Here is an 11,374-nt window from a genome sequence, read left to right as displayed (position 1 = left end):
GTGCAGACGGCATCTCTCCCTTCAGCCTTTCCCCGACAGGAGCCCCCATGAAGAAACGATCGTTCCTGCGATCCACCGCCGTGCTGGCTGCTGCCAGCGCGTTTTCGCTGGCGCAGGCACAGACGCTCACCCCCATCAAGTTCCAGCTGGACTGGCGTTTTGAGGGGCCCTCGGCCCTGTTCCTGCAGCCGGTCGCCAAGGGCACGTTCAAGGCCGCGGGCCTGGACGTGGCCGTGGACGCGGGCAACGGCTCGGGCGGTGCGGTGCAGCGGGTGGCCTCCGGCACGTATGACATGGGCTTTGCCGACCTGGCCGCGGTGATGGAATTCCACGCCAACAACCCCGACGCGCAGAACAAGCCCGTGGCGGTGATGATGGTCTACAACAACACGCCCGCCTCGGTCATGGCGCTCAAGAAGAGCGGCATCACCAAGCCCGCGGACCTGGCGGGCAAGAAGATGGGCGCCCCGGTGTTCGACGCCGGCCGCCGCGCGTTCCCCATCTTCCAGAAGGCCAATGGCATCGGCACCGTGCAGTGGACCGCCATGGACCCGCCGCTGCGCGAGACCATGCTGGTGCGGGGCGATGTGGACGCCATCACGGGCTTCACCTTCACCTCGCTGCTGAACCTGGAGGCCCGCGGCGCCAAGGCCGCCGACGTGGTGGTGCTGCCCTACGCGGACTTCGGCGTGAAGCTCTATGGCAACGTGATCATCGCCAGCCCCAAGCTCATCAAGGAGAACCCGGCGGCCATCAAGGCCTTCCTGTCGGCCTTCGCCAAGGGCGCCAAGGAAGTCATGGCCAACCCCGCCGCGGCCATCGACCATGTGAAGGCCCGCGACGGCATCGTGAACGTGCCGCTGGAAACCCGCCGCCTGCAACTGGCCATCGACACCGTCATCAACAGCCCCGATGCGCGCGCCGAAGGCTTCGGCCAGGCCAAGCCGGGGCGCCTGGCGCTGATGGCCTCGCAGGTGTCCGACGCGTTCAACACCAAGACCCGCGTCAACGCCGACGACGTGTGGAACGGCAGCTTCCTGCCGCCCGCCGCCGAGCTGAACGCGGTGCTGCCCAAGAAATAATTGCTACGTTATTGATAGCTGCTTGCGCTTGTCCATCAAGCGCTGCAGGCCTTTTTTACCCAAAATCTTCCCATGCAGGCTGCCGGCAACTATTTTGTGGATTTCCGCGACGTCTGGCTCGCCTACAACGACGAGCTGCGCGCCAAGAACCAGTTTGCGGTGGAAGCCATCGACCTGAAGGTACACCAGGGCGCCTTCATCGCCATCGTGGGCCCTTCGGGTTGCGGCAAGTCCACCTTCATGAAGCTGGCCACGGGCCTGAAGATGCCGTCGATGGGCAAGATCCTCATCGACGGCCAGCCGGTCACCGGGCCGCTGAAGGTCTCGGGCATGGCCTTCCAGGCCCCGTCGCTGCTGCCCTGGCGCACCACCGTGGACAACGTGCTGCTGCCGCTGGAGATCGTGGAGCCCCACCGCAGCCAGTTCAAGGCCAAGCGCAAGGAGTACGAGGCCCGCGCACGCGCCCTGCTGCAGAAGGTGGGCCTGGCCGGCTACGAGGACAAGTTTCCCTGGCAGCTGTCGGGAGGCATGCAGCAGCGCGCCAGCATCTGCCGCGCCCTGATCCACGAGCCCAAGATGCTGCTGCTGGACGAACCCTTCGGCGCGCTGGACGCCTTCACGCGCGAAGAGCTGTGGTGCATCCTGCGCGACCTGCAGGCCGAGCAGAAATTCAACGTCATCCTCGTCACGCACGACCTGCGCGAGAGCGTGTTCCTGGCCGACACGGTGTACGTGATGAGCAAGAGCCCCGGCCGCTTTGTGGTGCAGCGCCAGATCGACCTGCCCCGCCCGCGCGACCTGGAGATCACCTACACCCGCGAATTCACCGACATCGTGCACGAACTGCGCGGCCACATCGGCGCGCTGCGCCAGGGCGCAGGCCAGGCCGGCGCCCCCCTTCCGCAATAAAACCATCAGCAAACGCCCGCCGGAGTCCTCACCCATGCACAAGAAAACCGTGGAGCGCTGGTCGCCCTGGATCCTGCTGGTGGCCATCGTGCTGCTGTGGCAGATCATTTGCTCGGCGTTCAACGTGTCCGAGTTCATCTTCCCCAGCCCTGCGGCCATCGGCCGGCAGCTGGTCGAATTCGGCGGCGTCATCGCCGGCCACGCCTGGCGCACCTTCTGGGTCACCATGGCGGGCTTTGGCATCGCCATCGCCGTGGGCGTGCTGCTGGGGTTCGTGATCGGCAGCTCGCGCGTGGCCTATGCAGCGGTCTACCCGCTGATGACCGCCTTCAACGCCCTGCCCAAGGCCGCCTTCGTGCCCATCCTGGTGGTGTGGTTCGGCATTGGCGTGGGGCCGGCCATTCTCACGGCGTTTCTCATCAGCTTCTTCCCCATCATGGTCAACATTGCCACGGGCCTGGCGACGCTGGAGCCCGAGCTGGAAGACGTGCTGCGCGTGCTGGGCGCCAAGCGCTGGGACGTGCTGACCAAGGTGGGCCTGCCGCGCTCCATGCCGTACTTCTATGGCTCGCTCAAGGTGGCCATCACGCTGGCCTTCGTGGGCACCACGGTGTCGGAGATGACCGCCGCGAACGAAGGCATCGGCTACCTGCTGATCAGCGCCGGCTCCTCCATGCAGATGGGCCTGGCCTTCGCCGGCCTGATGGTGGTGGGCGCCATGGCCATGGTGATGTACGAGCTGTTCAGCTGGATAGAAAAGCGCACGACCGGGTGGGCGCACCGGGGTTCGCAAGGGGAGTGAGCGCAGCCTGCTGCGGACTGGCCACCGCCCCGCCGCACGGCGCGATCGGCGCCGGTCACGCACTGCAGGACCGCAGTTCCGCCCGCGTAGGCAACCCCTCCGCATCCCCCGGAAACTGCACCACACGCGCCCCGATGGCATTGCCGCGCGCAGCCGCCTGGGCCAATGCCAGACCTTCGAGCAGGCCGCTGACGACGCCCACGGCGAAGCCATCGCCCGCGCCCACGGTGTCCACCACGCGGTCCACACGCAGGCCCGGCGCAATGCCGCAGGTGCCGCCCTGCCGGGCGTAGTACGCACCTTCGGGCCCGAGCTTGACGACCACCTGCTGTGCGCCGCGCTCCAGGTAGAAGGCGGCGATGTCTTCGGCCGAATGCCGCCCCGTGAGCTGGCGGCCCTCGGCCAGACCGGGCAGCACGGTGTCGCTCAGCGCAGCCAGGGCGTTGATGCATTCGGCCATGGCTTCGGGCGAAGGCCACAGGCGCGGGCGCAGGTTGGGGTCGAACGAGACGGAGGCACCGGCCGCGCGCGCCTGCCGGGCCAGGTGGAACACCAGCTCGCGGGCGCTGGGCGACAGCGCGGGGGTAATGCCGGTCAAATGCAGGTGGCGTGCCGGGAACGCGCCCTCAGGTGCATCGGCCAGGCCCAGGTGGCTGGCGGCCGATCCCTGGCGGAAGTATTCGATCTGGGGGTCGCTGCCGTCGTCGGAGCGGGTCTTGAGCATGAAGCCCGTGGGGCGGGCGGCGTCGGCCTGCACGTAGCGCGCATCGATGCCTTCGTGCGCAAGCACGCCCCGCAAGAAGCGGCCAAACGAGTCATTGCCCAGCCGCGTGATGTAGCCGGTGCGCAGGCCCAGGCGGGCCAGGCCCGTGGCCACATTGAGTTCCGCACCGGCGGGCACGCGCCGGAAATCCGCCACCGCGTGCAGTTCTCCCGGCCCAAGCGCCATGAACAGGGCCATGGGCTCCCCCACGGTAAGGACGTCCAAGACGTCCAGGGGCGAAACCGGCGGGGTGGTGGGTGCAAGGGGGGTGTGCATGGCTTTTCTTGAAAGGGGCGCCCGCCGCGGCCGGGCGGCCGCGGCAGCTCTGGCGCCCCGCGCATTGTGCGTGCCCGCGGGGCCGGCTGCACGCACCGCGTGCGATACAGTCGCCGGTACCCGCGGGACGGCCTGCCCTGCGGACCGAAAGCCCGCCATGCCCCGCTTTGCCGCCAACCTGTCCCTGCTCTACAACGACCTGGACTTTCTCGACCGCTTTGCCGCTGCCGCCCGTGACGGTTTCCAGGCGGTGGAGTACCTTTTTCCCTACGCGTACCCGGCCGCCGAACTGGCCGCGCGCCTGCAAGCCAGCGGCCTGCAGCAGGTGCTGTTCAACGCCCCGCCCGGCGACTGGGACGCGGGCGAGCGCGGCCTGGCTTGCCTGCCCGGGCGCGAGGCCGAATTCCGTGACGGCATGGCCAAGGCCATCGGGTACGCCAAGGCGCTGCAATGCCCCCGCATCCACGTGATGGCCGGGCTGGTGCCCCAGGGGGCAGATGCCGCCAGCGTGCGCGCCACCTACCTCGCCAACGTGCGCCACGCCGCCGGGCAGGCGGCGCCGCACGGCATCCAGATCCTGCTGGAGCCCATCAACGGCCGCGACATGCCCGGCTTCTTCTTGAACCGGCAGGACCAGGCCCATGCGCTGGTCGCCGAGATCGGCGCGGCCAACGTGAAGGTGCAGATGGACCTGTACCACTGCCAGATCGTCGAAGGCGACCTGGCCATGAAGATCCGCCAGTACCTGCCCACCGGCCGTGTCGGGCACCTCCAGATCGCGGGCGTGCCGGAGCGGCACGAACCCGATGTGGGCGAGGTGAACTACCCCTACCTCTTCCAGCTGCTGGATGCGCTGGGCTACGACGGCTGGATTGGCTGCGAGTACCGCCCGGCCCGCGGCGCCGCAGCGCACGCCACATCCGACGGGCTGGGCTGGCTCAAACCCTGGCTGTGAGCCCGGCGCGCCGGGAGATGCACCAAGGTCGACAGGACGCTCCTGCCCCTGGTGCGGCACGCACCAGCACACGGCGCACGGCGCGCAGCCGTGCGCTCGCAGCCCCCCTGAGGCGGCCACCCGGCGTGGCACAGATCCTGCACAGAACCGGGCACCAAGAGTAGAAGCGTTCAGCGGCCACCGCCCGGAAATTGCTCTTGAAGCATGCAATGGACACACGCTCATGAGAGCGCGGATTCGCGTGTCTTCACGGTGCCGGCTTTTCGCCGCGCCCGCCTGAGCGCTCGGCCCGCCTGTACGTTGCATGCCCGTTCGGCCGGGCTCGCAGCAACCTGGCCGTGGTTGACCCCATTGCCCAGGAGTGCCCACCATGCAACGCCGTTCCCTTCTCCGCGCCACTGGCGCTGCCGCCCTGCTGTCCGCCACGCCCTTTGTGCGCGCGCAAGGCAATCTGCAGAAATTCAAGTTCAACCTGGGCTGGAAAGTCGAGGCATCGGGTGCAGGCTTTTTGCTGGCCCAGCAGCGCGGCTATTACAAGGATGCAGGGCTCGACGTAGCCATCGACACCGGCAACGGCTCCGCCTCGGCCATCAGCCTGGTGGCGGGCGGCGCTTACGACGTGGCCTCGGCCGACCTGTCGAGCATGATCGAATTCAACACCGCCAACCCGCAGGCCAAGCTCGCCGCCGTCGCCATCCAGTACGACCTGAACCCCAACTCCGTCATGGTGCGCAAGGACGGGGCCATCAAGAAGCCCGCGGATCTGGCGGGCAAGACCATTCTGGGCCAGCCCTTCAACGCATCCCGCAAGCTGTTTCCGGCCTTCGCCAAGGCGCAGGGTTTTGATGGCAGTACGGTGAAATGGGAGAACGTGGCCCCCGACATTGGCGACACGCGATTCGTCAAAGGCGACTTTGACGCGGCGGCGTATTTCTTCTTCACCGGCCTGCTCAACCTGAAGGCGCGGGGCCTGGGGCCTGATCAGATCACCGTGTTCCGTTTCTCGGACTACGGACTCAAGTCGTACGGCAACGGCCTGATCGCCAACGCCAAGAGCATGCACGACAACCCCGAGGCCATGAAGGCGTTCGTAAAAGCCACGACCCGCGGCTGGATCGACGCGATGGCCGACCCCCGCGCCGGGGCCGCCGCCATCAAGGCGCGCGAGCCGCTCGCCAACGAAGAGATCGAATTCGAGCGCCTGCAGCTCATCGTGGACGGCACCATGAGGACCGCGGAGACCCGTGCCAACGGCTGGGGTGCCGCCACCCCCGCGCGGCTGCAAGCAACGATCGATGAAACGGTGTCGGCCTTCGGCCTCAAGTCCAGCCTGGCGGTGGCCGACATCTGGACCGACCGCTTCCTGCCTCCGGCGGCCGAGCGCAAGCTCAAGGCCTGAGGAGGGGGACGCCATGGGCATTCCCCTCATCGACCTTTCCGGGGTCTTGCACGCCAGCTCGCCACGCACCCCACGCGTGGCCGCGGTGGTCTCCCAACTGCGGCAGGCCTGCACGGAGACGGGATTCTTCTACGTGCTGAACCACGGTGTGCCGCAGGAGCTCATCGCGCGGCAATTCACCCTGGCACAGCAGTTCTTCGACCTGCCGCTGGCGGACAAGGAAGCCATCTCGCTGCACCGCTCGCCTTCGATGCGCGGGTACGAGCGCCTGGGCGGGCAGACGCTGGACGCCAACGCCCGCCCCGACCTCAAGGAGAGCTTCTACTGCGGGCTGGACTATGCGGCCGACCATCCGTATGTGCTGCGCGGCTACCACTCGTACGGCAGCAACCAGTGGCCCGCGGGGTTGCCCGAGCTGGCGGCGTACAGCCGCCTGTACATCGCCGCCATGCAACAGCTCGCCCTGCGGCTGATGCAGTTGCTGGCGTTGTCGCTGCAGCTGCGCGAGGACTACTTCGACTCCATGCATGCCAATCCCATGCTCACCCTGCGGATGCTGCGCTACCCGCCGCACCCGGAGGGCGCCGACGCGTCAACCTTCGGCGCGGGCGAGCACACGGACTGGGGCGCCATCACCCTGCTGGCGCAGGATCGCCATGGCGGGCTGGAAGTCAAGCTGCCGGGCGGTGCCTGGGTGGACGCCACGCCTGTGGAGGGTGCGCTGGTCGTGAACCTGGGCGACATGGTTCCGCGCTGGACGAACGGCCTGTACCGCTCCAACCCCCACCGCGTGCGCAACGTGCACAGCGGCGGCGCGCCACGCCACTCGCTGCCGTTCTTCTACACGCCCGACTACGAAGCCCAGGTGGCGCCGGTAGCGACCTGTGTGCCCGCGGGGGAGTCCCCGCGCTTTGAACCCTGCACCGTGGGCGAGCACTTGCAGGCGATGTACCGCAAGACCTATGGCTTGGCTCCTCGTGCGGCCGCGTCCACCACGGCGGCGGTGATGGCATGAGGCTCTGGTTCAACCTGCTGTGCCAGGACATCGATGCCCAGCTGCAGTTCTACCAGGCCCTGCTGGGGTTGCCGGAGGCGCCGGGCACGCGCTCACCCCTGTACCGCGCGGTGGAGACGGAGCACTTCCAGCTCGGCTTCAATGCACCCGGCGCCTATGCCCTGCTGGGCCTGGCAGACCGGCGGCCCGCATCGGCCCGGCAAGGGCCGCGCGACGTCACGGCCTACGCCACCTTCATGCTGGACACGCCCGCCGCCGTGGAGGCGGCCAGCCTGCAAGCGCCCCACCTGGGCGGCAAGATCGTCAAGCCGCCCTATGCCACCTACTACGGGCAATGGCAGGCCGTGCTGGCCGACCCGGAAGACAACGTGTTCCGGGTCAGCGCCCTGGGGCTGCCGGGCCTGACAGCCCCGGCGCCCGGCCCTCATGGCCCACCGGCGCGCGTCAATACGCCTTGAAGTTTGCCGCCACCCGCTGGTTCAGGTAGTCGCCGGCGGCAATCGCCGGGTACTTCCTGCCGGGCCCCTCGATGAGGGCGTCGCGGTTGGCCTGCGCGAAAAAGGCGATGCTGTAGCGCGGCCCCATGTACTCGCCCGGCGCCGGGTTCTTCACGCGGTGGAAGTTGCTGGGGAGCTGGTCGTCGCTCCAGCGCATCAGCATGTCGCCGATGTTGCAGGTGATGGCCTGCTCGTCAGGCTCCACCGGCGTCCAGGCCTGGCTATCCATCTCCTTGCCGGGGCACACCTGCAGCCCGCCCTGGCCGGGCCGCTGAAAGAGCAGCGTGAGGCAGTCAAAGTCGGTATGGGCGCCGGCGCGCCACAGGCCCAGCCCGGCCTGTTGCTCGGGCGGGATGGCGAAGTAGTGCAGCAGGCGCAGGGTGCTCTGGTAGCTGGGCTGTGCAGGGTCGTGCGCGCGGGCAAAAAAACCGTCGTCAAAACCCAGCTTCCAGGCAAAGCACGACAGCACCTGCATGGCCACCTGCCAGCACTGCTGCTCAAAGGCGAGCAGCGTGGACTGAAAGCCCGCCAGCTCGGCCTCGGTGGGCCACAACCCCTGCATGTGGGGACGGGTGATCTGGTAGGACTCTTTCTGGTCGGGCGTGCCGGTGGAGGGCCGCACCTGCGCGCGGCTTTCCCACCCCACGTTGAGCGCCTTCTTGAGCGGGTACTGGGCCTTCACTGCGTCCGGCAGCGCAAAGAAGCGCTCGGTCATGGCAAAGGCCTGGCGCACCTCCACCAGGTCAATACCGTGGTTCACCAGCTGGAAGAATCCCACGTCCACGGCCGCATCCCACAGCTGCTGGGCAATCTCGGGCTTGCGCTGGTCGAAGCGGGAAAGGTCGATACGGCGGATCTCGCGGGTGCCGGTCTCTGAGCCCAGGGCGCCCATGCGGGCTTCCTTTCGCAGTTCGGCAAGGTCGTAGTGGGGGGCGGTGGCAGCGGTCATGGTGGTGCTCCGGAACAAAGGACAACAAGGAACAGAGGAACAACCTCTTCGTCCCACACCAGGAGCTTGCGGCGCGCCGGCCCACAGAGCAGCGCGGTCCTGAAGCCCGCGCAGGCCCTTGGGTGGCAGGCGCGTGGGGAGAAGAGGGCTTCAAGAGCAATTTCCGGCCGGTGCCTTGGGTGGGGCACCGCTGGCGGTGGCCGCTCCGAGGCAGCGCAGTGAACGCTTCTACTCTTGCCTGCACCTTTGCAAGAACGGTGCCCGCCACAGCCCAACGGGGCCGCGGGGATGTCACCGATTGTTCTTGGCATGCCAAATGCAATACGCGCCACAACGCACTCGCACAACCCTTGGAGACACCCATGCATGCCCTGTTGCCCACGCGCACCTCCCACGGTCCAGTCCTGCTGGACGAGCCCACGCCCCTGAACGAAACCGACGGCCTGTACCTGCGCCAGGCGATCGCCTGGTCCTGCACGGCACGGGCGCGAGGCAACCGGCCCTTCGGCGCCGTGGTCATCAGTGCTGACGGCCAGTTGCTGGCCGAGGCCTATTGCAATACGACCGAGACCGGCGACTGCACCGGCCATGCGGAAACCAACGCCGTGCGCCAGCTGAGCCCGCGCGTGGGCCGCGACGCCCTGGCCAAGGCCACGCTGTACTCCTCGGCCGAGCCGTGCGTGATGTGTGCGGGCGCCATCTTCTGGTCCGGCATCGGCCGCGTGGTGTTCGGCATCGATGCGGTGCGGCTGCGCGAGTTTCGCGGGGGCCGCGCGGAGCAGCGCGACGCCGAGCTGTCGTGCCGCGACGTGTTCGATGCCTCCCCCCACGCCATTGAGTGCATCGGCCCCGCACTGATCGACGAAGCCAGCGAGCCGCATGTCGGCTTCTGGCGGTCGTGAAGCGCAGGCACAATCAGGCAGCCCGTCCAGGGCCGCTTCTCCCGCACCATTTGCCATGACTGAACTTGATGCCGAGGCCGCCTCCGGCGCCCTGCTGAACCGTACCAAGCAAGGGCGCGAGCGCATCCTTTGCGCCATCCGCGAGGCCGCCATTGCGGAGTTCAGCCGCCATGGGTTCAAGGGCGCATCCACCAAGGCCATAGCCGAGCGCGCGGGGCTGACCAAGCCCCAGCTGCACTACTACATCAGCAGCAAGGAAGAGCTGTACGAAGAGCTGCTCTACTCGGTCCTCAACGGGTGGTCGGACGCCTTCACCTTCGATGCCGACAGCGACGACCCGAAAACCGTGCTGTCCAACTACGTGCGCAAGAAGCTCGACTACGCGCTGGACAACCCCGGCCTGTCGCGCATCTTCACCACCGAGGTGCTCGGCGGCGGCCGCAGCCTGGGCAAGTACTGGCCCGTGGCGGTCAAGTCCACGCAGCAGAAGGTGGACCTGATCAACCGGTGGATCGCCGAAGGGCGCATGCGCCAGGTCGACGCCAAGCTGCTGCTCATGCAGATCTGGGGCATGACGCAGCACTACGCAGACTACGGCGTGCAGGTGCACATCATGCTCGGCCTGGCGCCCGACGAACCCATCGACCGCGCGCCCATCGTGCGCGAGCTCACCAGCTTTGTGCTGCTGGGCTGCGGCCTCGCACCAGATTAGGGCCGGGCCTCCGCGGCCCAGCACCCAGCGCCGGTCCCGGCGCGCAGACAACCCAGCGGCACCGCCACGCGGCCGCCCCCCCCGGCACGTGCCAGTCGGGCTTGTCGCCCTGTTGATCCACCACAAAGACAACCAACAGGACTTGTGGCTGGCACAGCCTTTGCAAGAGTTTGACCAATCGATCAAATCACCTGGTCAAACGATGCAAACCCTCCCCACGACAGCGCAGGCCGCCCCGGCAGAGCACGGGTTCGATCTGGTCCTGGAGCGCAGCCAGATGCGCCTGCCGGTGGCACCCGGCGAGAGCATCGCCGACGTGCTGCTGCTGGCCGGCGTACCCGTGCAGACGCTGTGCGAACAAGGCGTGTGCGGCACCTGCGTGACGCGGTGGACCGCTGGCGAGCCCGACCACCGCGACAGCTGCCTGAGCGCCGAAGAACAGCGCACCCACGTCGCCGTGTGCTGCGCCCGCTGCCACAGCCCCACGCTCACGCTGGATCTCTGACACCCCCGAAGGACACCCCATGCGCATCCTCGTCATCTATTGCCATCCCGTGGAAACCAGCTACAACGCGGCCCTGCATGCGGAGGTCGTGCAGCAGCTGCGCGGCGCCGGCCATGAAGTCGACGACTGCGACCTGTACGCCGAAGGCTTCAACCCCGTGATGACCCGCGAGGAGCGGCTGGGCTACCACGAGGTGCCCAGCAACCGGCTGCCCGTGCAGGGCTATGTGGACCGGCTGCTCTGGGCCGAAGCGGTGGTGTTCTGCTTTCCCACCTGGTGCTTCGGCATGCCGGCCATGCTCAAGGGATTTTTCGACCGCGTGCTCATGCCCGGCGTGGCGTTCGACATCAGCGATCCGCACAACGTCAAGCCCTCGCTCACGCACATCAAGCGCATTGCCGCCGTAGTGACCTACGGCCGCCCGCGCTGGACGGCCCTGTTCATGGGCGACCCGCCGCGCAAGTCCATCACGCGCTACATGCGCCTGCTCACGGGCGGCAAGGCGCGCGTGGACTACCACGCCTACTACCACATGAACGTGGCCACGCCGCCGCGCCTGGCGGCCTTCAAGGCCCGCGTGGGGCAGGCCATGGCGCGCTTTGCGTAAC

General features: G+C 67.9%; 13 protein-coding genes. 11 read left to right on the top strand and 2 right to left on the bottom strand.

Translation table 11 applies throughout. The annotated features are described in order from the left end of the window. Positions 1-47 precede the first annotated feature (47 nt). The 3 genes from ACOYR3_RS06790 (at position 48) to ACOYR3_RS06780 (ending at position 2,793) form a co-directional block, all read left to right on the top strand. Positions 48-1,082 carry an ABC transporter substrate-binding protein gene (locus ACOYR3_RS06790; RefSeq protein WP_422845704.1) on the top strand — a complete coding sequence of 345 codons (1,035 nt, stop codon included), beginning with the start codon at positions 48-50 and terminating at the stop codon, positions 1,080-1,082. Positions 1,083-1,154: 72 nt separating this feature from the next. Next, on the top strand, positions 1,155-1,991 hold the full coding sequence (locus ACOYR3_RS06785; RefSeq protein ID WP_422845703.1) for an ABC transporter ATP-binding protein: 837 nt from the start codon (positions 1,155-1,157) through the stop codon (positions 1,989-1,991). Positions 1,992-2,025: 34 nt separating this feature from the next. Beyond that, positions 2,026-2,793: an ABC transporter permease gene (locus ACOYR3_RS06780; protein ID WP_422845702.1), complete on the top strand. Its 768-nt coding sequence runs from the start codon at positions 2,026-2,028 to the stop codon at positions 2,791-2,793. A 55-nt stretch (positions 2,794-2,848) separates the two neighbouring features. On the opposite strand, the gene ACOYR3_RS06775 is transcribed toward ACOYR3_RS06780, so the two are convergent. Then, on the bottom strand, positions 2,849-3,832 hold the full coding sequence (locus ACOYR3_RS06775; protein WP_422845701.1) for a sugar kinase: 984 nt from the start codon (positions 3,830-3,832) through the stop codon (positions 2,849-2,851). Positions 3,833-3,989: 157 nt separating this feature from the next. Here ACOYR3_RS06775 and otnI point away from each other — a divergent pair, with 157 nt between their 5' ends. The 4 genes from otnI to ACOYR3_RS06755 all read left to right on the top strand — a co-directional run bounded on the left by otnI (position 3,990) and on the right by ACOYR3_RS06755 (position 7,659). After that, a complete protein-coding gene (gene otnI, locus ACOYR3_RS06770; RefSeq protein ID WP_422845700.1) occupies positions 3,990-4,787 on the top strand; it encodes a 2-oxo-tetronate isomerase in 798 nt (265 codons plus the stop codon). 370 nt (positions 4,788-5,157) lie between these two features. Then, positions 5,158-6,186 carry an ABC transporter substrate-binding protein gene (locus ACOYR3_RS06765; protein ID WP_422845699.1) on the top strand — a complete coding sequence of 343 codons (1,029 nt, stop codon included), beginning with the start codon at positions 5,158-5,160 and terminating at the stop codon, positions 6,184-6,186. Positions 6,187-6,199: 13 nt separating this feature from the next. After that, on the top strand, positions 6,200-7,201 hold the full coding sequence (locus tag ACOYR3_RS06760; protein WP_422845698.1) for an isopenicillin N synthase family dioxygenase: 1,002 nt from the start codon (positions 6,200-6,202) through the stop codon (positions 7,199-7,201). After that, positions 7,198-7,659 (top strand): VOC family protein, encoded by a 462-nt coding sequence (locus tag ACOYR3_RS06755; protein WP_422845697.1) that lies wholly within the window; start codon positions 7,198-7,200, stop codon positions 7,657-7,659. Before ACOYR3_RS06760 ends, ACOYR3_RS06755 begins: the two co-directional genes overlap by 4 nt. On the opposite strand, the gene ACOYR3_RS06750 is transcribed toward ACOYR3_RS06755, so the two are convergent. After that, a complete protein-coding gene (locus ACOYR3_RS06750; protein WP_422845696.1) occupies positions 7,646-8,647 on the bottom strand; it encodes an isopenicillin N synthase family dioxygenase in 1,002 nt (333 codons plus the stop codon). The genes ACOYR3_RS06755 and ACOYR3_RS06750 overlap by 14 nt on opposite strands. A gap of 362 nt (positions 8,648-9,009) precedes the next feature. Between ACOYR3_RS06750 and ACOYR3_RS06745 the strand changes: the two genes are divergently transcribed. The 4 genes from ACOYR3_RS06745 (at position 9,010) to ACOYR3_RS06730 (ending at position 11,373) form a co-directional block, all read left to right on the top strand. Continuing rightward, positions 9,010-9,549, top strand: coding sequence for a nucleoside deaminase (locus tag ACOYR3_RS06745; RefSeq protein ID WP_422845695.1), 540 nt, complete (start codon positions 9,010-9,012; stop codon positions 9,547-9,549). A gap of 55 nt (positions 9,550-9,604) precedes the next feature. Further along, on the top strand, positions 9,605-10,261 hold the full coding sequence (locus ACOYR3_RS06740; RefSeq protein ID WP_422845694.1) for a TetR/AcrR family transcriptional regulator: 657 nt from the start codon (positions 9,605-9,607) through the stop codon (positions 10,259-10,261). Between the two features lie 202 nt (positions 10,262-10,463). Next, positions 10,464-10,766: a 2Fe-2S iron-sulfur cluster-binding protein gene (locus ACOYR3_RS06735; RefSeq protein ID WP_422845693.1), complete on the top strand. Its 303-nt coding sequence runs from the start codon at positions 10,464-10,466 to the stop codon at positions 10,764-10,766. A gap of 19 nt (positions 10,767-10,785) precedes the next feature. Then, positions 10,786-11,373, top strand: coding sequence for an NAD(P)H-dependent oxidoreductase (locus tag ACOYR3_RS06730; RefSeq protein WP_422845692.1), 588 nt, complete (start codon positions 10,786-10,788; stop codon positions 11,371-11,373). The last annotated feature ends 1 nt before the right edge of the window (position 11,374 follow it).

It is taken from the genome of Acidovorax sp. M2(2025) (assembly GCF_049330835.1).
In the GTDB taxonomy this organism is placed as follows: domain Bacteria; phylum Pseudomonadota; class Gammaproteobacteria; order Burkholderiales; family Burkholderiaceae_C; genus Acidovorax.
Note: the sequence above shows the minus strand (reverse complement) of the source record. Positions and strands in the feature narration are given on the sequence as shown.